Origin of the sequence: Empedobacter stercoris, assembly GCF_025244765.1 — a bacterium.
Classification (GTDB): Bacteria; Bacteroidota; Bacteroidia; order Flavobacteriales; family Weeksellaceae; genus Empedobacter; species Empedobacter stercoris.
On record NZ_CP104209.1, the window covers coordinates 2,145,663 to 2,169,126 of the forward strand.

General features: G+C 32.0%; 21 protein-coding genes and 1 pseudogene. 8 read left to right on the top strand and 14 right to left on the bottom strand.

Annotation, left to right across the window (positions count from 1 at the left end; translation table 11 throughout):
- Nucleotides 1-85: 85 nt before the first annotated feature.
- Nucleotides 86-835, top strand: a complete 750-nt coding sequence (locus NZD85_RS10150) for a tyrosine-protein phosphatase (protein ID WP_171623929.1) — start codon at nt 86-88, stop codon at nt 833-835.
- A gap of 34 nt (nt 836-869) precedes the next feature.
- On the opposite strand, the gene NZD85_RS10155 is transcribed toward NZD85_RS10150, so the two are convergent.
- Nucleotides 870-2,822 (bottom strand): heavy metal translocating P-type ATPase, encoded by a 1,953-nt coding sequence (locus tag NZD85_RS10155; RefSeq protein ID WP_260541692.1) that lies wholly within the window; start codon nt 2,820-2,822, stop codon nt 870-872.
- A 57-nt stretch (nt 2,823-2,879) separates the two neighbouring features.
- On the bottom strand, nt 2,880-3,296 hold the full coding sequence (locus tag NZD85_RS10160) for a Fur family transcriptional regulator (RefSeq protein WP_260541693.1): 417 nt from the start codon (nt 3,294-3,296) through the stop codon (nt 2,880-2,882).
- Between the two features lie 136 nt (nt 3,297-3,432).
- Between NZD85_RS10160 and NZD85_RS10165 the strand changes: the two genes are divergently transcribed.
- From NZD85_RS10165 to NZD85_RS10175, 3 genes are read left to right on the top strand one after another with little or no spacing between them, the layout of a single operon-like run.
- Nucleotides 3,433-4,425 carry an isoaspartyl peptidase/L-asparaginase family protein gene (locus tag NZD85_RS10165; protein WP_260541694.1) on the top strand — a complete coding sequence of 331 codons (993 nt, stop codon included), beginning with the start codon at nt 3,433-3,435 and terminating at the stop codon, nt 4,423-4,425.
- Complete coding sequence (locus NZD85_RS10170; protein ID WP_260541695.1) at nt 4,422-5,099, top strand: copper homeostasis protein CutC; 678 nt, start codon at nt 4,422-4,424, stop codon at nt 5,097-5,099. The genes NZD85_RS10165 and NZD85_RS10170 overlap by 4 nt, the downstream gene beginning before the upstream one ends.
- A gap of 18 nt (nt 5,100-5,117) precedes the next feature.
- Nucleotides 5,118-6,242 (top strand): DNA polymerase III subunit, encoded by a 1,125-nt coding sequence (locus tag NZD85_RS10175; protein WP_260541696.1) that lies wholly within the window; start codon nt 5,118-5,120, stop codon nt 6,240-6,242.
- A 51-nt stretch (nt 6,243-6,293) separates the two neighbouring features.
- Here the strand turns inward: NZD85_RS10175 and NZD85_RS10180 are convergent, their stop codons facing one another.
- Entirely contained in the window at nt 6,294-6,512 is a 219-nt protein-coding gene (locus NZD85_RS10180; protein WP_171623508.1) for a PG1828 family lipoprotein, read from the bottom strand.
- A 328-nt stretch (nt 6,513-6,840) separates the two neighbouring features.
- Between NZD85_RS10180 and serS the strand changes: the two genes are divergently transcribed.
- Nucleotides 6,841-8,109 (top strand): serine--tRNA ligase, encoded by a 1,269-nt coding sequence (gene serS / locus NZD85_RS10185; protein WP_171623507.1) that lies wholly within the window; start codon nt 6,841-6,843, stop codon nt 8,107-8,109.
- Between the two features lie 74 nt (nt 8,110-8,183).
- Here serS and rfbD read toward each other — a convergent pair whose 3' ends face one another.
- From rfbD to NZD85_RS10225, 8 genes are all read right to left on the bottom strand, one after another.
- Nucleotides 8,184-9,038 carry a dTDP-4-dehydrorhamnose reductase gene (gene rfbD / locus NZD85_RS10190; RefSeq protein WP_260541698.1) on the bottom strand — a complete coding sequence of 285 codons (855 nt, stop codon included), beginning with the start codon at nt 9,036-9,038 and terminating at the stop codon, nt 8,184-8,186.
- A gap of 54 nt (nt 9,039-9,092) precedes the next feature.
- The gene (locus tag NZD85_RS10195; RefSeq protein WP_171623505.1) at nt 9,093-9,608 is read right to left on the bottom strand and encodes an OmpH family outer membrane protein; all 516 of its coding nucleotides are present in this window, start codon (nt 9,606-9,608) and stop codon (nt 9,093-9,095) included.
- Nucleotides 9,609-9,665: 57 nt separating this feature from the next.
- Nucleotides 9,666-10,226 carry an OmpH family outer membrane protein gene (locus NZD85_RS10200; protein WP_171623504.1) on the bottom strand — a complete coding sequence of 187 codons (561 nt, stop codon included), beginning with the start codon at nt 10,224-10,226 and terminating at the stop codon, nt 9,666-9,668.
- A 61-nt stretch (nt 10,227-10,287) separates the two neighbouring features.
- A complete protein-coding gene (bamA, locus tag NZD85_RS10205) occupies nt 10,288-12,810 on the bottom strand; it encodes an outer membrane protein assembly factor BamA (RefSeq protein WP_260541699.1) in 2,523 nt (840 codons plus the stop codon).
- 20 nt (nt 12,811-12,830) lie between these two features.
- Nucleotides 12,831-13,574: an isoprenyl transferase gene (locus NZD85_RS10210; protein ID WP_260544564.1), complete on the bottom strand. Its 744-nt coding sequence runs from the start codon at nt 13,572-13,574 to the stop codon at nt 12,831-12,833.
- 12 nt (nt 13,575-13,586) lie between these two features.
- Nucleotides 13,587-14,339, bottom strand: a complete 753-nt coding sequence (porG, locus tag NZD85_RS10215) for a type IX secretion system protein PorG (protein WP_260541701.1) — start codon at nt 14,337-14,339, stop codon at nt 13,587-13,589.
- Between the two features lie 117 nt (nt 14,340-14,456).
- Nucleotides 14,457-15,341, bottom strand: a complete 885-nt coding sequence (locus NZD85_RS10220; RefSeq protein ID WP_171623501.1) for an NAD kinase — start codon at nt 15,339-15,341, stop codon at nt 14,457-14,459.
- The gene (locus tag NZD85_RS10225; protein WP_260541703.1) at nt 15,341-15,997 is read right to left on the bottom strand and encodes a CBS domain-containing protein; all 657 of its coding nucleotides are present in this window, start codon (nt 15,995-15,997) and stop codon (nt 15,341-15,343) included. The genes NZD85_RS10220 and NZD85_RS10225 overlap by 1 nt, the downstream gene beginning before the upstream one ends.
- A gap of 263 nt (nt 15,998-16,260) precedes the next feature.
- Here NZD85_RS10225 and NZD85_RS10230 point away from each other — a divergent pair, with 263 nt between their 5' ends.
- Genes NZD85_RS10230 through NZD85_RS10240 form a run of 3 tightly spaced genes read left to right on the top strand, consistent with a single transcriptional unit; the run spans nt 16,261 to nt 19,164 of the window.
- Nucleotides 16,261-17,178 (top strand): mevalonate kinase family protein, encoded by a 918-nt coding sequence (locus NZD85_RS10230; protein ID WP_260541704.1) that lies wholly within the window; start codon nt 16,261-16,263, stop codon nt 17,176-17,178.
- Between the two features lie 26 nt (nt 17,179-17,204).
- Complete coding sequence (locus NZD85_RS10235) at nt 17,205-18,128, top strand: UbiA family prenyltransferase (RefSeq protein ID WP_260541705.1); 924 nt, start codon at nt 17,205-17,207, stop codon at nt 18,126-18,128.
- A gap of 10 nt (nt 18,129-18,138) precedes the next feature.
- Nucleotides 18,139-19,164: a pseudouridine synthase gene (locus tag NZD85_RS10240; protein WP_260541707.1), complete on the top strand. Its 1,026-nt coding sequence runs from the start codon at nt 18,139-18,141 to the stop codon at nt 19,162-19,164.
- A 73-nt stretch (nt 19,165-19,237) separates the two neighbouring features.
- Here the strand turns inward: NZD85_RS10240 and NZD85_RS10245 are convergent.
- From NZD85_RS10245 to NZD85_RS10255, 3 genes and pseudogenes are all read right to left on the bottom strand, one after another.
- Nucleotides 19,238-20,077, bottom strand: a pseudogene (locus NZD85_RS10245) (IS3 family transposase); the annotation flags it as partial.
- Nucleotides 20,068-20,604 carry a helix-turn-helix domain containing protein gene (locus NZD85_RS10250; RefSeq protein WP_260541709.1) on the bottom strand — a complete coding sequence of 179 codons (537 nt, stop codon included), beginning with the start codon at nt 20,602-20,604 and terminating at the stop codon, nt 20,068-20,070. The pseudogene NZD85_RS10245 and the gene NZD85_RS10250, both read right to left, overlap by 10 nt.
- Before the next feature lie 62 nt (nt 20,605-20,666).
- Nucleotides 20,667-23,429, bottom strand: coding sequence for an outer membrane beta-barrel protein (locus tag NZD85_RS10255; RefSeq protein WP_260541711.1), 2,763 nt, complete (start codon nt 23,427-23,429; stop codon nt 20,667-20,669).
- Between the last annotated feature and the right edge of the window lie 35 nt (nt 23,430-23,464).

The window sequence follows — 23,464 nt, forward strand, 5'->3', positions numbered from 1 at the left end:
AACTTATCGTTTTTTTAATACGTTAAACTAAATAAATACCCGTAACTTTTAACTATTGAAAAATAACCTAAAAAACGAACAGAAAATGGAGAATACTTTATGCGAAATCTCGCTAAGTGAAAGAACTCTTCCACTTGAAGGCGGATTTAATTGCAGAGATTTAGGTGGAATAGTTAACACACAAAATGAAATTTTAAGAAAAGGATTGTTAATTCGATCAGATGATTTGGCTAATTTGACGGATGACGATTTAGAAGTTTTGAATGATTTCCCAATCCGAACAATTATAGATTTACGCACAACTTACGAACGCTTAAAAAATCAAGATCATATTCCGAACAGTTGTAATCACGAAGTTCATTTGGATATTTCATCTGGACATTTCGAAGAGTTAGTGCAAGAATTTAAAGCTGGTATTTCTAATCCAAAAAGTTTTATGTGTAAAATTTATGAAGATTTTGTTTTAGATAAAACCTGTCAGGCACAATACAAAAGCTTTTTTGATATCATACAACACAAAAACAGAACGCCGATTTTATTTCATTGTACAGCCGGAAAAGATCGAACAGGATTTGCAACAGCGATGATTTTATCTGCATTAAAAGTTGATTTTGATACAATCATGGATGATTATTTAGCTTCTAATGTCTATTTGGAACAAAAGTATGCGCACATTTTAAAAATCGATCCGAATTATAAATACTTAATAACTGTTTTACCTGAATATTTGGAGAGTTCTTACCGAGCAATTAATCAGAATTTTGGATCAGTTGAAAATTATTTAACCGATATCTTGAACATTGATTTAGATTTGATGAAGGAATTATATATTTAACAAAAAAGCGACCATTGGTCGCTTTTTTGTTGATCTAAAATTTCATTCGCTGAATTCGTACTGCATTCAAAATTGCTAATAAAGCGACACCAACATCTGCAAAAACGGCTTCCCACATATTGGCAATTCCTTCGGCACCAAGTAATAATACAATCACTTTTACACCCATTGCTAAAATGATATTTTGAATGACAATCTTTTTCGTTTCGCGTCCTATTTTTATAGCAGTTGCTATTTTAGATGGTTGATCGGTTTGAATCACTACATCAGCCGTTTCAATTGCCGCATCACTTCCTAAACCTCCCATTGCAATACCGACATCAGAAAGAGCTAAAACAGGCGCATCATTGATTCCATCTCCTACAAAAGCGACCACTTGATTTGTATCTTTTTTCAAGGCTTCTACTTTTTCTACTTTTCCTTCTGGCAATAATCCTCCAAAAGCTTCATCAACACCAACTTCTTGTGCAACTTTTTGTGTAATTGTATCTTTATCACCACTCAACATAATCGTCTTCGTGACACCCAAAGCTTTCATTTTTTGAATCGCTTGTTGTGCATCTTCTTTTATTTTATCTGCAATTGTAATATATCCAGCATATTTGTGATCTATTGAAACGACAACAATACTCTCTACAATAGCATGTATTTCTTGTGGATATTGAATCGAAAAATGATCCAATAATTTTGTATTTCCTGCTAAAACAATTTTACCATCAACTTTTCCTTTTAGTCCTTTTCCTGAAATTTCTTCCACTTCTATTGCCTTCAAATCAGAAGGATGATTGGCTACAATGGCTTTTGCTATGGGATGTGTTGATTGTTTTTCTAACGCAGAAACCAAGCGTAAAAATTCCATTTGAGGTAGATTTGTTTCTACTTTCTGCACATCGAAAATGCCTTCAGTCATGGTTCCAGTTTTATCCATCACAACGGTATTTACTTTCGCCATTAAATCTAAAAAATTAGAACCTTTTACTAAAATACCATTACGCGAAGCTGCTCCAATTCCACCAAAATAACCCAACGGAACCGAAATCACCAATGCACAAGGACAAGAAACAACCAAGAAAACCAAACCTCTATATAACCAATCATTGAAATCATAATTATCAACAATAAAGTAAGGAATGATCACCAAAGCTGTTGCTAAAAAGAAAACAATTGGCGTATATATTTTTGCAAATTTTCGGATAAATAATTCAGTAGGAGCTTTACGAGAAGCTGCATCCTGAACCATTTGTAAAATTTTAGCAATCGAACTATCCTCAAACTTTTTAGTTGTTTGAATTTCTATTACGTTTTCAAGATTTAACATTCCGGCCAAAACTGTTTCACCTGTTTTATATGTAGAAGGTTTGCTTTCTCCCGTCAATGCCGCTGTATTAAAACTCCCTTTATCCGAAAGCATAATTCCATCTAACGGAACTTTTTCTCCAACTTTAACTTGAATTGTTTCACCAATTGCAACATCGTGTGGTTTTATGGTTTCGAAATGACCATTTCGTAAAACATGCGCTGTATCTGGACGAACATCTAATAAGGCTTTTATATTTCCTCTTGCTTTATTAACTGCTGCTTCTTGAAACATTTCACCAATGGTATAAAACAGCATTACGGCAACACCTTCGGGATATTCCCCAATGATAAAAGCGCCTAAAGTTGCAATTCCCATCAATGAAAATTCATTGAAAAAGTCTAATTTTTTAGCCAATTTAAACGCTTCACTCCAAACAGGTGCTGCTACTAAAATATAAGAAATAGCGAACCATATCAAGCGAATCGTTTGATTATCGACAAACCAAGTTGGCTTTAACACATATTGAACAAATATTCCAGCAAAGAAAATAGCTAAACTCGCTCCTAACAAAATTTTACTATTGTTGTGTTCGTGATTATGGTCATGACCTTCGTGATTATGATCGTGACTTTCGTGAGAGTGATTTTGAGGTTCGTCTGTTGAACAACAAGTCTTACAATTTGCCATAATGAATCATTTAAGACAGCAAAGTTACCATGTGGTTGATGCAATTTGGTTGCAAAGTTAGGCTTTACACTGATCGCAAATTCCTTTCAAGATAAAAGACGATTGTTCTGCTTGAAAATTTTTGGGAAGATCAATTTCTGGTAAGTGAATATTTCGTAAACAATAGGTTTGATTACACTTGTTACAATGAAAATGAGCATGCGTAAACTCGGGTGTACATTTACAACTCGATTCACATAAAGCATATTTTATAGAGCCTGTTCCGTCTTCAATCGAATGTATTAACTTATTTTCTTCAAACTTTTTTAATGTTCGGTAAATGGTTACTCGATCTGCCTGATCCATTTCAATTTCCAAATCAGCCAAACTCAATGCAACTTCTGCATGCATCAATTTGTCCAAGACCAACAATCTCATTGCAGTTGGATTAATAGAACGGTTTTGTAAGGTTTTGTTTAGAACTTCTGTTTGCATTTCTTTCGATTTCGAATATAAAGTTACGAAAAAGAGGTGAATTGAAAATGAATTGAAATGGTAGAAAAATCAGTCGATAATTTTTAAGTAATATGATTTATATTTGTTTTAATACATTTTAGAAATCGATTAACACATGAACAATAGAAGAAATTTTATAAAGAATTTAGGTGCTTTGGGACTACTTTTAGGTACATCAAAATTAGACCTAAGTGCACAAACGAAACATACAAAATCTACGAAAATTACCAAACCAATTGTACTTTCTACTTGGCGTTTCGGAATAGAAGCAAACGCTGAAGCATGGAAAGTTTTAGGTAAAAACGGAACCGCTTTAGATGCGGTGGAAAAAGGTGTGCAATTAGTAGAAGCTGATCCTAATGAGAGAAGTGTTGGATATGGTGGTCGTCCAGATCGAGATGGAAAGGTTACTTTAGATGCTTGTATTATGGATGATCAAGCAAATATTGGTTCTGTTGCAGGTTTAGAGCATATTAAACATCCCATTTCAGTCGCTCGAAAAGTAATGGAAGATACGCCTCATGTGATGTTAGTTGGGAATGGTGCTTTGCAATTTGCCTTAGAAAAAGGTTTTAAGAAAGAGAATTTATTAACCGATATTTCTGAAAAAGAATGGAAAGAATGGTTGAAAGACACCAATTATCAAATGCCTATTAACATCGAAAATCACGATACAATTGGAATGATTGCTTTAGATGCACATGGCAATCTGTCGGGAGCCTGTACAACGAGTGGAATGGCGTATAAAATGCATGGACGTGTTGGTGATTCTCCAATTATTGGTGCGGGTTTATATGTTGATAACGAAATTGGTGCAGCTACAGCAACAGGTCATGGCGAAGAAGTGATTCGTATTGCGGGAAGTCATTTGGTTGTTGAGTTGATGCGTCAAGGTTATTCGCCAGAAAACGCGTGCAAAGAAGCAGTACATCGAATTATTAAGTTAACAGAATCACGAAATAAAGATTTATCTGCAATTCAAGTTGGTTTTATCGCGATTAACAAACAAGGTGAATATGGTTCGTTTTGTATTCATCCAGGCTTTAACTTTGCCGTTCATGATCAAAGTGGAAATCGTTTGATTGACGGAAAATCTATTACAAAATGAAAAAATTAGAAGTTGCTTGCTTCAATATAGCCTCCGCATTAGTCGCATCAAAATCGAATGTCGATAGAATCGAATTATGTGCAGATGCTTCTTCTGGTGGAATTACACCAACATTTGAAGACATCAAAACATTGCGAAAAGAAACAGACAAAGAAATCATGATTATGATTCGCCCTCGTGGAGGTGATTTTATTTATTCTGATAAAGAATTTGAACAAATGAAATCTGAAATTATCATGATTAAAAATTTTAGAATTGATGGTTTTGTATTCGGAATTTTAAATGAAGAAAATGAAATTGATTTTGAACGAAATCGAAAATTGATTGAACTCGCAAAACCGTTTCCTTGTACATTTCATCGAGCTTTTGATCGAACTAAAGATGCAGAAGATTCATTAGAAACGGTTATCAAATTAGGTTTTAAAACCATTCTAACTTCCGGTTTAACACGTCATGTAGAAGAAGGAAAACAGCAACTAAAAACATTGGTACAGACAGCAAAAGATCGTATTACGATTATGCCTGGTGGTGGATTACGTTCGACAAATATTGAAGAAATCGATTCATTTACACAAGCAACTTACTTTCATTCTTCTGCTATGATTGATGATTCTGGAATTGCTAATTTAGAAGAAATCAATCATTTAAAAAGTTTGATTAATTCTGAAAAATAAAAATAGTAACTTTGGCTTATGCTTTGGGAAAATGTAATTGGACAACAAGAGATTAAAAACAAACTTCAACAATCTATAAAAGATGGTCGTATTAGCCATGCACAGCTTTTTTCTGGTCCAGAAGGTTCAGGAACTTTGGCTTTAGCACTTGCTTATGCAAGAGAAGTTTTGTGTGGATTGAATAACGAACAATGTAATCTTAAAGTTGATAAATTACAACATCCCGATTTACATTTTTCTTTTCCTTATTCGGCAACAGAAAATGTCAAAAAGCCTCTTGCAAAGTATTTATTAAACGATTGGAGAAGCTTTGTTGAAGAAAATGTTTATGGTAATTTAACCGATTGGATGTCTCACCTTGGTATAGAAAAAAAACAAGGTGTTATTCCTGTTGATGAAGCAGACGAAATTGTAAAAACACTTGCTTTAAATAGTTACGAAGGTGGATATAAGATAATGATTATTTGGCAAGCAGAGGAAATGACAACTGCAGCAGCGAATAAATTGTTAAAAATTATAGAAGAGCCACCTCTCAAAACACTTTTTTTACTGGTAACAGAACATGAAGATTTAATCTTGCAAACGATAACTTCCCGTTGTCAATTGGTGAAAATTCCTCGCTTATCTCAAGCTGATATTCAAAATTATTTAATTGAGAAGAAGAATATTACTACAGAAAAAGCGCAACATATCGCCTTTTTATCACAGGGAAATTTACGCGAAGCATTGCATCAGTTGAATGATGACGAACATTTATTTGATAAATATTTTGTCACTTGGGTTCGAAAAGCATTTATGGCAGCAAAAACACCAACTGTTTTGAAGGACTTGATTGATTGGTCAAATCAAATTGCAAGTTGGTCGCGCAGTGAACAAAAAGATTTTTTAAATTATTGCTCCGAAATTTTTCGTCAAGCCTTATTAAAAAACTATCAATCTGAGGAATTAGTTTTTTTACAAATAAATGCTGAAGGTTTTAAATGGCAAGGTTTTGCACCGTTTATTCATGGAGCAAACATCGAAGATATTTTAAAAGAAATAACTGAGGCTTCGTATCACATCGAACGAAATGGAAATTCTAAAATTATATTATTGGATCTTTCAATCAAGTTAACTCGTTATCTACATCTTAAAACGACATAAAAAAACCACTCATTAAATGAGTGGTTTTTTTATGTGATTGAATTATTTCAATTAGTTTGCTGGAGCTTCTACTTTAGCTGCTGCTGAATCAACTACTGCCGCTGCTGAGTCTACTACTGCTGCCGCTGAATCAACTACTGCCGCTGCTGAATCAACCACTACTGCTGCTGAATCTACTGCTGCTGGAGTTTCTTCTGCTTTTTTCTCGCCACAAGATACTGCTCCTAAAGATAATGCTGCTACTGCAACTACTGCGAAAAACTTTTTCATTTTTTTATTGTTTTAATTAATAATTCCGATTAATTTTCTTTGACAAATTTATTTTGAAAACTGATCTTCGTCATGTAAAATCAGTGTAATATAATTGTAACATCATTTTCATATATTTTAAAAATTAAATAACTGTAAATGAAGTTCTTGAAAAATATTTTACAAAATTTAAAATTATTTTGTAAAAAACAATACTTCTTATGATTATTCATTTCAGTCTTTAATTAATGCTAAAAATGTCTTTTTTATCTATTTTTAGCGTGAAATGGTTTAAACGCTATTCTAAAATATTTATTATTTATACATTTGTATAAATTTAATTAAAGATATGCTAGTAGTTTCTTACATTCAAGAAAACAAAGATCGTGTTATTGAAGGACTTAAAAAACGTAACTTCAAACAATTAGATCTTGTTGATGAAGTTTTAAATGTGGATGAACTTCGTCGTAAAACTCAGTTTGAATTGGATAATATATTAGCTGAATCCAACAAATTAGCAAAAGAAATTGGTAATTTGTTTAAAGATGGAAGATCGGAAGAGGCTAATGAATTAAAAATTAAAACTGTCGATTTAAAAACACAATCGAAAGAATTACAAGATTTGTTATCATCTTACGAAAACTCCGTTAAAGAGATTTTATATCAAATTCCAAATATCCCAAATGAACTTGTAAAAGAAGGAAAAGATGCAGACGATAATGAAATTGTTTTTGAACATGGAGTTGCAGCTGCGAAACCTGAAAATTTACCTCATTGGGAAGTTGCTAAGAAATTTGACATCATTGATTTTGAATTAGGTGTTAAAATTACTGGAGCTGGTTTTCCTGTTTACAAAGGAAAAGGTGCTCGTTTACAACGTGCTTTAACACAATTCTTCTTGGATAAAAATGCTGATGCTGGTTATACAGAAATTGTTCCTCCTTTCGTAGTTAACGAGGCATCTGGTTATGGAACGGGTCAGTTACCTGATAAGGAAGGGCAAATGTATTATATTGGTGAAGATGATTTGTACTTGATTCCAACAGCGGAAGTTCCTGTAACAAATATTTACCGAGATACAATTGTAAAAGTTGAAGATTTACCAATTACATTGACGGCATATTCTCCTTGTTTCCGCCGTGAAGCTGGTTCTTATGGAAAAGATGTTAGAGGTTTAAATCGTTTACACCAATTTGAGAAAGTAGAAATTGTTCGTATAGAGAAACCAGAAAATTCGTATGCATCTTTAGATGGTATGATAGAACATGTAAAAGGTATTTTAGAAGATTTAGAATTACCTTATCGTATTCTAAGATTATGCGGTGGCGATACTGGATTTACATCTGCAATAACTTATGATTTTGAAGTTTTCTCTGAAGCACAAGAAAAATGGTTAGAAGTTTCTTCTGTTTCAAACTTTGAAACATTCCAAGCAAATCGTTTGAAATTACGTTTCAAAGACGAAAATGGTACGCAATTGGCTCACACATTAAATGGATCTGCATTAGCTTTACCACGAATTTTAGCCGCTATTTTAGAGAATCATCAGCAAGCTGATGGAACAGTTAAAATTCCGAAAGCTTTACAGCCCTATACTCGTTTTGAAGTTTTAGATTAAGCAATTATTCCTAATTAATAGATACAAAAAGCTCGAGAATTTCTCGAGCTTTTTTGCTATATCATTAAATGAAATTATAACAAATGTTTCAATTCTTTTTTCAAACTATCTTCCCAATTCGGGATTGTAAGTTGATAAACTTCTTTGATCTTCGTTTTGTCCAATAAACTATACGCAGGACGTTTCGCTTTCGTTGGATAAGCTGAAGTTGGAACAGGGTTAATCTCAATCGTTGAACTTGAAAATTCTTTTATTTTTTGCGCAAATTCAAACCAAGAACATTTTCCTTCGTTTGAATAATTAAAGATTCCATAAGTTAATTCATCTGTCGAAATAATTTCTAAAATTGCATCAGCTAAATCAATCGCATTTGTTGGTGAACCAATTTGATCAGCTACAACAGAAATCGATTCTTTCTCTTGAAACAATCTTAGCATCGTTTTAACGAAGTTATTTCCAAATCTTGAATATACCCAGGCTGTACGAAGAATAATTGATTTCGGATTGTTTTTTAAAGCTAAATTTTCTCCTTCCAACTTTGTTTGACCATATACGCCAATTGGATTGGTTTGATCTGTCTCCATACGAGGTTGAGAAGCAGTTCCATCAAAAACATAATCTGTCGAAACATGAATGAACGGAATTTTTTTCTCATTTGTTATTTTAGCCAAAAATTCGGTTGCTTTCGCATTAACCAAATAAGCACTTTCTTGCTCATCTTCGGCTTTGTCTACAGCTGTATATGCAGCGCAATTGACAACAAAATCAAATGATTTATCATCGAAGTAATGTTTGATTAACTCTTCATTCGTTATGTCTAATTCATTTCGAGTTATAAAAAAGCATTCAATTTCTTTGTAAGTCTTAGATTGTTCTAAAATGGATTGACCTAATTGACCATTCGCACCTGTAACTAAAATTCTTTTCATATATAAAAAAAGCCACTAAAATAGTGGCTTGAAGATATTAATAATTTTTTAAAATTATAATCCTAATTCTTTTTTAACGTCGTTTAATAAGTCATATCCTCCAGCTTTGTAAACTAATACACCTGCAGGTAAAACGTATTTAACTCCTTTTTTAGCAGCTGCAGCATTAATTGCATCCATCACTCTTTTTTCGATTGGATCCATTAAAGCTTTTTCTTTCGCTTGCATTTCTTCTTGAGCAGCTTTTGCATAAGTTTCGTATTTCTTTTGCATTTCTTGCTCTTTTTCTTGGTATTTGTTAGCAGCGATTAATTTTTGAGCTTCTTCTTGAGATTTACCAGCTAAATCTTTTTGAGCTGCTTCCATAAAAGTTTTATAGTCAGCTTGTAATTTAGAGATTGCTTCTTCGTGTTTTTTACCTAAAGCTTGTAAATCAGTTTCTGCTTTTTTGTAGGCTGGCATTGATTCAATAACCGCTTGCGTATCAATATGTGCAATTTCTTGAGCGAATGATAAAACGCTACCGAAAACCATCATTGTAAATACTGCTATCAATCTAATTTGTTTCATTTCTAGTCTAATTTGTTTTAAAATTTATTTTCTTGTTGTATTACTTGTGTTTCTTTTTTATTTTCTTGTTTTAGAATTTGAATTCGATTTTGAATTAGTTGGTTTCAAATCTGGTCTCAGCGTATGTAAAACTTCTCGGCTGATATCAAACTTTGGATCCGTATAAATCATGATCAAATCACTTCCTTTGTCAAAAACAAAACTATAACCTCTTTTGTCTGCAACTTCTTTTGTTGCATTATAAATTTGATCCTGTAAAGGTTTTACCATTGATCGTCTCAAATTTACTAAATCTCCATTTGGCCCGTAACGTTTATCTTGTAAAACTTTTACAGCCGCAATTTCATCCGCTAGTTTTTGTTCTTGCTCTTTAACTTGTTCTGCTGTTAAAAGAATTTTTTCAGCTTCAAATTCAGTTTGTAATTTAACTAAATTTTCTTTTTTCTGTTCAATTTCTTTTTGCCAAGATTCTGTTTGAGATTTTAATTTACTTTGAGATGATGTATACTCTGGTAAACTTTCTAAAATATATTGAGAATCTACGTAACAAAATCTTTGTGCGAAAGTTAAACTTGCAAATCCAAAGAACAACGCTATAAAGCTAATCCATTTTTTCATATTCTGAGTGTGTTAATTCTAAAACTATGCCAAAACGTTCTATACAAATTTACATAATTTATTAGAACTGTTGTCCAATAATAAAGTGAGTTTGCCATCCAGAGCGTTCTGTTTGTCCAAATCCTTTATCAAATCCATATCCAAAGTCAAATCCTAATAAACCAAATGCTGGCATGTAAATACGTACCCCTGCACCTGCAGAACGTTTTAATTCAAACGGTTTAAATTCGCTTGTATTGTTCCAAACATTACCTCCTTCAGCAAAAGTTAAGGCATAAATTTTTGCTGTCTGGCTCATCGTAATTGGGTAACGTAATTCTAACGAATATTTATTGTAGATTGTACCTCCTCCTTCTGGTGTGATATCTCCATTTTGACCTCCAGAGTTAGAAGTATCTTCGTAACCTCTTAAAGAAATAATTTCACGTCCATCAAATCGGTTTTGATTAAGTCCTGTTCCTCCTAAGTAAAAACGTTCGAAAGGAATCGTTCCAATTTTACGGTTATATGTACCTAAAACTCCAAATTCTCCACCAGCTTTTAAAACTAATTTACCTGTTAATTCTTTGTAGAAATAAGCCTTAGCTTTAAATTTATAGTATTCTAACCATTTAAATTTTTCGACATCGTCCATTTTTGTATAATCCTTTTCTTTAAAAGCAGAATAAGGAACAGTTGTCGTAAATGATAAATTAATTTCTGATCCTGATTGTGGGAAAATTGGATCTGGTCCTGCTGAGTTACGCGATAAACCTATTGTATAGTTTAAGTTGTTCGACGAACCGTTTTCATATTGCATATTACCCACTGACATCGCATAGTTATCAAAGTTATATAACTGATAAGAAATAGAGTTTGATAATCTAAAGTAATCATCTGGCCAAGTTAATAACTTTGTTAATCCTACAGATGCACCCAAGATATCTAACTTCGCTTTTTCACCATAGTTATCACGGTAATCATACATAGAATAGTAAACAGATGTTGATAAAGCAGTCGGTCGTTTTCCGCCAATCCATGGTTCTACAAAAGAAAAACTATAATTGCTATATCCATTACCAGCTTGTGCTCTCAAAGATAATTGTTGACCATCTCCCATTGGAATTGGTTTCCATGCTTTTTTATTGAAAATATTTTTCAGAGAGAAGTTACCAAATGTTAATCCTAACGTTCCGATAAATGTACCTGCTCCATATCCTCCTTGCAATTCTACTTGAGAAGATGATTTTGGTGCAACTTTCCATTCAATGTCAACTGTATTATTGTCTTGATTAGGCTGAATATCTGGAACAATTTGCGTTGGCTCTAAATATCCCAAAGAAGCTAACTCCATCATCGTACGCTTGATATCTGATTTAGAGAATAAATCTCCTGGTTTTGTTCTCAACTCACGGTATAAAATATGGTCATGAGCTTCTGTATTACCATTAATCGTAACTTTGTTAAGTGTCGCTTGCGTTCCTTCGAAAATTTTAATTTCAAGATCAATCGTATCATTTTTTACACTTTTCTCTACTGGAATAGCACGTGCAAAAAGATAACCTCCATCCATATACAATGTCGAAATATCGTCGTCTTTTTCTGATCCTGAGATCTTTTTGTTGATACCTACTGCATCATAACGATCGCCTGTTTTGTAACCAAAAATTCGTTGCAATTGCTCAGATGTATAAATAGAGTTTCCAGAAAACGTAACATCTCCTAAGAAATAAGGTTTTCCTTCGTTGACTTTTATCTTAACCAATAAGTTTTTATCATCAACTTTCTCGATATCATAAGACTCAACTTTTGCATCTCTAAAACCTACAGATTTATACTCTTCTACCAATGTTTTCAAATCTTCCTGGAATTTTTCAGGAATCATTTTAGATGATTTGAAAATATTAATTGATTTCTGTTTGGTATTTTTCATTCCTTTTTTTCGCAAACGAGCAGAAGTTAAGTTTTCATTTCCTTCGAAAATAATTTTCTTAATTTTCACGCGCTCTCCACGATTCACATCCAATGTAATGTTTTCTTCATCTTCTTTTCCTTCGATTGGTTGACGATCTACTTTAATTGTTGTGTTTGGATAACCTTTGCCAGTATAGTAATCTTTGATTCTATTATTTGTTGAATTGATTAAACTTTGTGTAATCTTAACGCCTGGATTTAATTTATTTTGTTTGATTAAATCTTCGCGCTGAGATTTCTTAACTCCGTTCATCTTGATTTCTCCTAAACTTGGAACTGAAACTAAGGCTAGCTCTAAAGTTACTTCGTCTTCTTCTATTTTGCTAACATACAAATCGATGTCAGAGAAAATATTAGATCTCCATAATTTTTTTACAGCATTATTCACCTTTGTACCTGGTAATTCTATCTCTTCACCGATAGCAAAACCTGCGTAACGAATAATTTGATTCTTAGAATATTTAGAATCTCCCGTTACGATAATATCTTTCAGTTTGAAAGTTTTAGAATTGCTATAATCTAAGACAAAATTATCTTGTTGTGTTGAATCAATGGTTTTCGTAGAATCTACGACTTGCGCTTGCGCCATGTAAGCACCAAGCATACACATTGTCCAAAAAATTTTCTTCATAATCCTCTATTTCAGTTCGATTAGTTCGTTAGTTGCTCGCTTATTTTACCAAATCTACGTTCTCTATTTTGGTAATTTAAAATTGCTTTATAAAATTCTTCTTCATTAAAATCAGGCCACAGAACCTCTGTAAAATACAATTCTGCATAGGCAATTTGCCACAATAAGAAATTGCTAATTCTGGTTTCGCCGCTTGTTCTAATCATAAGATCTACCATTGGTAAATCGTGTGTATATAAGTTTTTATGAACTAATTCTTCATTAAAATCATTGTCGGATATTTCACCGTCTTTGTATTTTTGAGCAATAGATTTCATCGCATTTAATAGTTCTTCTTTGGAACCATAACTTAATGCTAATGTTAAAACGCAAGCTGTATTGTCTTTTGTTTTTTCCATTGCTTTAGTCAAATCTTTGAATGCTTTGCTTGGTAATTTTGATATATCTCCAATCACATTCAATCGAATGCCATTTTTGTGCAATTCATTTATTTCGTCCTTAATTGCAGAACTTAATAAAGTCATCAAAACATTGACTTCTAATTTTGGACGATTCCAATTTTCAGTAGAAAATGCGTAAAGTGTAAGATATTTTATACCCAATTTTCGACAAGTTTCTATTGAAGATCGTACAGCTCCCAAAGCACTTTTGTGTCCAAAAGTTCTTTCTTTACCGTTCTTCTTTGCCCACCTTCCGTTACCATCCATAATGATTGCAACATGATTAGGTATATTATTTTTATCTATTTGTTCTACTAAACTAATTTCCATTCTTTTTTAATCGCAATAACATGCAGGTCTTCCAAAACTATAGGTTAAGGAAATTCCTGTTAACACATACCAATCTTTGTTGGATAGATTTCCATAATTATATTCTCCTTTCAGATAATCAGGAAATTTATTTTTATAATCTTCACTAAATTTTCCAGTGTTATAATCGATATAATCAACATTTGTATATCGAATACCTGTTTCAAAAGATAAAATCCAACTATAATTAAATCTTACTTTATATCCTACTCCAAATGGAATTGATAAATCGGTATTATATTTTGTTTTTTCTATAATATTCGTCCCATCGAAATCATATTCTTTTCCTTTTGCTGAAAATGCTCCTACACCAAAAAAGATATATGGAGATTGAGCTGTTTCTTGATCATCATTGATATTAAAGAAATTATACTCAAACATCACCGAGCCTTCTATAATATTATTTCGGAAATTTTTATTTCGTTCTAATTTATAATACTCTTTTGAGCGATGATCGCTTGCTCCTACTTTCGAATAAGAAACATTTGCTCTAAATCCCATTTGTGGATTTATATTAAAACGATACAATGCGCCCATCGAAATAGGGAAATATATTTTTCCACCTGGTTCTGTTTTTGTTGGCAAAGGATTTATATAATTCGCTTTACCAATATCGCCAATCACATTTGCACCACCAGCAAAAACTCCGAGTTCATGTCTTTGCGCAAAAGTTAATTGCGAAAAACATAGTATAAAAACAAACAAAAATAATCTCCTCATAAGTTGTGTTATTTTTTCGGCTTTTGCTTTTTATCTTCTTTAAATTCGAACAAATATAAACAAAAGTCAATTCAACGTAACTGATTTAACAAAAATTAAGAAGTTTTATTGTAAATTTTAATTCCTTTTATCCGAACCCCAAAGCATTTTTTCTCTCAAAGTTGTGAAATAAGTCGCGTCAATAGCTTCTACAATTAAAATTTTGAAGTCTGCTTTTTGTATGGTTAACTCAACATCAGTTGTTAAAGGAAAGTTACGAGAATCTAAGGAAAGAAAATATTCGTTGGCACGACTGCGTATTTTTAGGTCAATTTTCTCATTTTCAGACACAATCAATGGACGTACATTCAAATTATGAGGTGCGACCGGTGTTATCACAAAGTTTTGATTAGAAGGATGTACAATTGGGCCTCCACAACTTAACGAATATCCTGTAGAACCTGTAGGTGTCGATATAATCAAACCATCGGACCAAAAAGAATTTAAAAACTCATTGTTTAAATAAGCATCAACTGTTATCATACTCGTGGTTTCGCGTCGAACAACAGTTACTTCGTTAATGGCAAAATTATTTTCAATTTCTACACCATCACTTCTTTTTACTGTCAATAAAGTTCTTGGAATAATATTGTATTGTCCATTGAAAAAACTATCTAATTGTTCTAACAATACATTTTTATTAATTGTTGCTAAAAAACCTAATCGACCTGTATTGACACCGATAATCGGAATGTTAGAGTCTTTCACTATTGTTGTCGCAGACAATATTGTTCCGTCTCCTCCAAAACTGAATAAGAACATGACTGATTTGTCAAGATCTTCATAAGAAGTATAGGTTTCTACATTTTCGCTATGAAAATCAGTTGTCTCTTTTAAAATTTGAAGAAAGTTTTGTTCAACACAAAAAGTAATTTCATTTTGAACTAAATAATTAATAAATGGTGGAATAATATCCGTTAAAGACGTACTTGTTTTTTGTCCAAAAAGTGCAACTTTTATCATTAGGTATTCATGTATTTTAATAGTTGTGCATAACGACTTTGTAGAAGTTCTTGTTTTTCGTCGTTATAAAATTTCTGAATCACTTGATATCCATAACGTTCAAATGTTTCACCAATCGCTAACAAATTGGAAGAGCTAAATTTTAGCAAAACATAAACACTATCTTCTTTGTAACCAACAATCATCATTCCCAAAATTTTTCCATTATTCACTTCGATAATATTAGAAATCGCAGTCATCGACAACTCTTTTTCTGCAATAGAAACTAACATCGAGACGCCTTGAGCTGCAACAAAAGGAAATTTTGCTAATGTATTGATTATATCCGTTTCTGTAATACAACCAACATAGCGCGATTGTTCATTGATAATTGGAAGGATATTCGCCTGATTCGTGTACATCATCTGAATAACATCTAAAAGCGTACTTGATTCCGAAAGATAAAAATGCTCTAAATAGGAAGTGTAATCCACTTTTTCATCGTTAAGAGATAATTCGATCAAATCTTCATCTGAGATATTACCAACAAAATCCAATCCTTGGAACAAAGGTATATGCGTCAATCTATTCTCCTGTACAACTTCTAAAAGCTGACTTGGAGAAAAACTAACTTTTCCGGGTTTAACTTCGTTTGATAAATATTCAGTAATATACATGGCGCAAATTTATATATTTTAATACATTAATTCTCTATTTTTAGTCTTAATTCGTTTAAAATCATTTCACCTTAATCAAAATTTAATTAATTTATTTTAAAATGATTAGTCAAAATATATTCCAAAATAAGTCTAAAACGAAAAAATAATTCGATTGATTTCAAATAAAGGTGATTTACAATTTCTTAAACCAAAAGTCTTTTACGAATTGAGAAAAGATTGGCTTAAATTTTGTAGATTTGCAAGACCAATTTTAGCGTGGAATGAAAAACCCATTATTTTATGCCAAAATCTTACTTTTTGGCGAATATGGAATTATTGAGAACTCGAAAGGATTAACAATTCCTTATAATTTTTACCAAGGTGCATTAAAATTTGAACCTTCTGAAATAGCAGAACAATCAAATGCTCACTTAAAAAATTATGCAAAATTTTTAGAAGAAAATTTTGCCGATACCTTTGATACAAAATCTTTTTCAGAAGATGTTGCAAACGGCATGTACTTCGACTCTAATATTCCACAAGGATATGGCGTAGGAAGTTCGGGCGCTTTGGTCGCAGCTATTTATGACAAATATGCATTGAATAAAATTGATATCAATCAACATCTAAACAAAGAAAAAATTAGCGAATTAAAAACTCTTTTTGGAAACTTAGAATCTCATTTTCATGGTAAAAGTTCTGGAATTGATCCTTTGATTTGTTACATGAATATTCCATTACTAATACAATCTAAAGACGATATTTCGACAATTGGTTTGCCTTCTGCAAAAGAAGATGGAAAAGGAGCTGTTTTCTTAATCAATTCAGGAACTCCTGGAGAAACTGCACCAATGATTCACATTTTCTTCGAAAAGATGAAAAAAGAAGGTTTCCGTAAAACATTGAAAGAGGAATTTATCAAATACAACAATGCTTGTATCGAAAACTTTGTAAAGGGAGAATACAATCCGCTTTTTGCTAATCTTCAGAAATTATCTGCTTGGGGTTATGAACATTTTAGACCAATGATTCCTCAAAAATTGGTGGACGCTTGGAAAACTGGAATTGATACAGATACCTATTACCTAAAACTTTGTGGTTCTGGTGGCGGTGGTTACGTTCTTGGATTTACGCAAGATTATGACAAAGCAAAAAGTTATTTGAAAGACTTTCAGACAGAAGTTATCTACAAATTCTAATAAAATAATTTATTAAAATACAATTTATGAACATACAGAAAATAATCTTAAAAATTTTTGCATTATTTTCTGTTGTTCGTTGTTACAATCTTATTGTGTTAATTTTAGCACAATATCTTGCCGCACTTTTTATTTTTGCACCCGATATTAGCCACCGAGAATTGCTAACTAATCCTAAATTAGATGGATTAATACTTTGCTCTATTCTTTGCGTTGCAGCTGGCTATATTATCAATAATTTTTACGATTTAGAGAAAGACGAACTCAAACGTCCGATGCAAGTATATTTGCAAAAACAAGTTACGCAAGGCTTTAAATTAACTGTTTATCTCATTCTTAATTTACTCGCTTTATTTATTGCGGCCTTGATTTCTTGGCGTGTTTTTATTTTCTTCTTCGTTTATCAATTTTTAGTTTGGTTTTATAGCCACAAGATTAACCGTTTTGCATTGATTAAAAATTTTTATTTGGTTATTATTCGCGTCATGCCATTTTTTGCATTACTCATTTATTTTGACCATTTTACATTCAATCTTGCATTACACGCGACATATTTAACCATTTTGTTGTTGATTACCGATATCGTAAAAGATTTGAGCTCTCAGAAAGCAGATTTAATTTATAATTACGACTCGATTCCAATCAAATATGGAATAGATTTTACCAAAATTTTAATTTCTGGTTTAATTATTATCGAATTAATCATTGGTTTTATTATTTTGATAAAAAATGATGTGGGTGCTATGAAATATTTTTTTATTGCAGCAAATATTGCATTTACCTTGATCTTACTTATCATTTGGAGAATCAAAACTATGCAAGAATATAAGATTTTACATTATTTTTTTAAAGGAATGATTGTTGCAGGTGTATTTAGTATCGTATTAATCGAAATAAATCCCTTAACTTTGCAAACTATTGCGCAAAATTTTAACAAGCGCATAAATTAATCAAATTCAAATGAATAACAGACGAAATCAATCCAACGACAGAAATTCCCAAGGCGGGAACAATCGTGGAAAAGGTGGGTCAGCAAGAGGAAATTCTTCTTCACGACCATCTTCAGGGAAAGGAAAACCGTCTTTTGGAGGAAGTAAACCAAGTTTTGGAGCTAAAAAAACAGAAGGTGGTAAACCATCTTTTGGCTCAAGCAAACCAACTTTTGGAGGAAAACCAACAGAAGAAGGAAAGAAAAGTTTTGGACCAAAAAAGACGTTCAGTAAACCAGGTGAAAAACCTTTTGTAAAAAGGTTAAAAAAAGCACCAGTTGATGACGGGACTATTCGTTTAAATAAATATGTAGCGAATGCAGGGATTGCATCCAGAAGAGAGGCTGACGAGTTGATCAAAACTGGAATCGTTACAGTGAATGGTCAAGTGATTACAGAAATGGGGTATAAAGTACAACCCGATGATGAAGTACGTTTTGATGGTCGTAAAATCTCTTCAGAGAAAAATGTCTATTTTGTATTGAATAAACCTAAAGGGTTTATTTCTACTTCAAATGACGAAAAAGGACGTAAAACAGTTATGGACTTAATGGCTAATGCAACTACAGCACGTATTTTCCCTGTAGGTCGCTTAGACAGACAAACAACAGGTGTTTTATTGTTTACGAACGATGGTTATTTAACGAAGAAATTAACGCATCCAAGTCACGATATTAAGAAAATATATCATGTGACATTGGATAAGAAATTAACAGCTAACGATATGGCTGACATCAAAAAAGGTGTACGCTTAATTCCTGAAGGAATTGCAGTTGTTGATGCGATTTCTTTTATCGAAGGTCGACCAAAAAATGAAGTTGGTATAGAGCTACACATTGGTTGGAACCGTGTTGTACGCCGTATTTTCCAAGAGAAAGGGTATGAGGTAGAGGCTTTAGATCGTGTTTCTTTTGCTGGACTTACAAAGAAAACAATACAAAGAGGTGAATATAGAAAATTAACAGAATTAGAAGTTAACTTCTTGAAAATGTTATAATAATTCGCTAAAATAGTAAAAACAAAAAAGGCTCAAATATAGACTGCACCCAAAAGTTTGGACAGATTAAAAATTAATAATTATAAAAATGAGTTCGATATTGTATCGGGCTCATTTTATTTAAGTTCGATTTTATTCTATCGTTATTGTAATAGTAAATGTATTGTTTTATTTCTTTTTTTAGCTCTTCAATAGAATTAAATTTTTGTAAATAAAATAGTTCCGATTTCAGTATTCGAAAGAAATTCTCGATAATAGCATTATCTAAGCAATTTCCTTTTCTACTCATACTTTGTATGATTCCTTTTTCATTTAATAAAGCCTGATATTGTTTCATTTGATATTGCCATCCTTGATCTGAATGTAATATCAAATCTTTGATGTCTTTCGTTATTTTAAATGCCTTTTTAAGCATTTGAGTTACTTGATTAAAAACAGGTCGTTCGCTTAACTCATAGCTGATAATTTCTTGATTGTACAGATCCATTATTGGTGATAAATATAGTTTTTTATCTTTTACTTTAAACTCGGTAACATCTGTTACCCATTTTTGGTTGGGTTTATCAGCCTTAAATGCTCTTTGCAAGATGTTTGGTGCAATCTTTCCTTGTTCTCCTTTGTAAGATTTGTATTTTTTTCTTCGAATCAAACTCTTTAATCCTAAGCTATTCATCAGTTTAAGAACAGTTTTATGATTGATGATAGTTCCTGATTTTCTTAATTCATCGGTAATTCGTCGATAGCCATATCGCCCTTTATGCTGATGATAAATGGATTTTATCTTAAGTTTTAATTCCTCGTATTTATCTGTTTTACTACGTGAAATATGATAGTAAAAGCTGCTTCTAGCCATATGTGTACAATCTAAAAGTAAATTTAGATGAAATTCTGGCCTTAATTCATTTATGGCTTGCGTCCAAGTTTCTTTTGTTTTTCTTCCTCGGCTTGAATTAAGGCATTGAACTTTTTTAAGAGTGCAACTTCACAACGTAAACGTTCAATCTCTAACAATAGTTCTTCTTCTCTTGTTAACGGTTGTTTCGATTTTTTAGGTCTACCCTTAGATGTGCTCATAGTCTTGGGACGGCCTTTTGGTTTGGGGTTTAATCCGTCTATTCCAAAGGTAGCAAAATCTTTTTGCCATTTTATAATAACCGATTCACTTGGAATATTAAATTTCAAGTGTGCTTCACGCAAACTAAGAAACTGTTTGGTTATAGTCTTAATAACTTTCAACTTAAATTCAACGCTATACGTTTGGTTTTTTTTAGGTTCTATACCTGAAATTCCTTGATTATGATAATCAGAAACCCATTTCTTTAATAAAGAAGCATGTATATTTTCTTTTTTACTAATTGAACGTATTGTTCGATGTTTTTCTAAAACTTCTTTCACACAGCGTAACTTAAATGCTACACCATATTTTACTTTTCTTGTCATAAAAAATGCCCCCAAAAGTGTCTAACTTTTTGGGGGCAGTGTAATATTGAGCCTTTTTTGTTTTATTGTATTTGCATTCCACTACTTTCTCTATATCGATTTCCATCTCCTGTTTTGCTTACTTTTGCTCCAAATTGATTGAGGTTAAAAGTTAATGAAAACATGATGAATTGCGTCAAAATATTGTTACGTTGATCAACGACAGACTCTGCATTAATTGTTCGCGTATAACTATTATTTTGGTTCAATAAATCATATACTTTTATTCCAGCTTCTAATTTATCATCAAAGAAACGATACATTAAACTTGTATTCCATAAAAAGAAATCGCGCTTGAAACCTGCTACCATTCTCGAATTATAATTGTAGCTGAAATCATTTGTCCATGTCAAATTTTTAGGAAAAGTAGAAATCGTTTTAATTCCGAAATTGTGCGTTATATTATTCTGATTATCAATCGAATAATTGACATATTTAGAATTGGTAAAGTTTAAACGGTACGATGGAGAAATTGTTAAATAATCGCTGTAATCCCAATTTAATCTTAGCATAGGTGATAAAGTCGTGTTGTACTGTTCATATTTTACAGCATCCCTAAAACCTTGTGTTAATGCATAACTTGCAGATGTACCAATATTAATTCTAAATTTATTGTTTCCTTTTTGATAGTGTTTATTGAAAAAAACATTACCATTTAGGCGATAATTTCCTTTGACATTTTCGTAAGTTGTTGTTCTTTTATAAATCGAATAATCCATTTCGGTATAATTAACAATATTCGATTCGTTGTAGGTATAGCCTAAATTTGCATTGAATCCTTGACGTGTTTTTCGATCAAAATTGCTAAACATTAAATTGATTCGATGTGCTTTATTAGGGTTTAAATCAGGATTACCTTTAAAAACATCTAACGGATCCGTTTCGTCTATAATTGGTAAAACTTGTGAAGTCGAAGCTAAACTTGTTTGATAATTATACAACAAAGAAAGCGAGTTGTTTCCATTTTGATAACGAATATTACCCGAAATATCTGTTAAAGTTTTGTTTTGTGTCGAACTATAATCAGCTGCTTTAAATATTCCAAAATTTTGTTGATTATAAGTCGTTGCACCTAATCTTAAGGTTGCAGAAATCTTCTTTTTGTTCAATAATAATTGAGTGAATGGATTAAGTTCATTCAGTCGAGTGGAATAAAATCGTGTCAAATCAGTGTTCAAGTTATCATATTCTCCAGTAGTTTCATTGTAATTTAACGTTCTATTATTGGTTTCAGAATCGGTTAAATTATATGCAGTACCAACTGCAATTTTTAAAGAATCAGAAATGGGATAGGTATATTTTACGTTAAAATTATACGAATTATCTTTCGAAATATTTTGTTCATTTACATTTCGATAAATATCATCAATCGAATCAGTTGTATATAAAGTTGTCGAATTTATGAATGAATTGCGATCTGTTTTGCCAATCGAAATATCCGAATTAAAGTCTAAATAAGATTTATTCTTGAATTGTTGATTAAGTGATAAAATCGTTTTGAAGATGTTCGAATTTGATTTTGCATCGGATGTTTGGTTCATTTGATTTCTTAAATCTCCTAAATCTGAATAGGTTTTACTATCCGAAATAGAGGATTTTGTTGATGAAGAATTGTTAAAAGACGGGTAAAAATAGATCTTCGTATTGTTTTTTGTCCATTCTAAATTTGTTCCAAAGTTATGACCATAGGTTTCATTTTTTGTTTTAGAATTTGCATCAGATATATACGTGTTTTTTGGAGCAAAGTTTTCGATGTGTTTGAATTGGTCGTTTTTTGTATAGGAATGATTCAGTCTATAATCAGCACCAATCTTCAAATTATCATTTAATTGATCACTATAATTCAGTCCAATTGATGTATTGTTTGTAACACCGTTCGAATTTCTTCTTCCCATTCTGCCTTGTCCTCTCGAACCTTCTCCATTTGTCATTCCCGAAGACGCAATATCAGTTGAAGAACCAATTAGACTAATTTTCTTTTTTCCTTTAAAATAGTTTGCCATTAAATTACCTTCGTAATGATTAGCTGTTCCATAACCAGCTGTGGCCTTCAGCATATAACCTTTTTTCTTGTCTTCTTTCAAGGTAATATTCAACGAAGATTTATCAGATTTAGAGCGTTCGCCAGAAAATTTTTCGTTTTTCGTTTTATAATCCGAAACCTGAATTTTTTTGATGATATCAGCTGGTAAATTTTCTAATGCGACTTTTCCATCTGTTCCAAAAAAAGGTTCTCCATCTATCAAAATTTCATTAACATCCTTGCCATTTACCGTTATTTTTCCATCTTCGTCCATCTCAAAACCAGGCAACTCATTTAATAGGGTTTCTAAGTTTGCATTTGGTTTTACTTTGTATGAATCCGCATTATATTCGATTGTATCTTGTTTTACAACAATGGGTTCTACATTGGTTACAATCACTTCGTCCAAATCATAAATCATCGGATTAATGATAACAGTACCAAGGTCAATGTTGTTTTTTAGAGACTCAAAACTTTGCTTGAAAACACCTTCTAAAGCATCATCAATAATCAAGTAAACGGGTTTTTCTTGTGGAGTAAGTTCAAGTTTAAAAACGCCTGATTCATTTGTTGTTGCAGAAACAATTTTTGTCGAATCGGATTGATTACCTAATATAATCTCAGCATCAGTTAATGGATAATGAAGTCCATCGGTTACTTTTCCTGTAATGGTAATTTTATCTTGTCCAAAAGAGAGTGTTGTGACGAAACTAATAAGAAGTGCAAAAATATATTTTGTCATGAGATGAATTGATTTCTTCATCTGTTAGACATCTAAATTAGGATAAAGTTTAATTT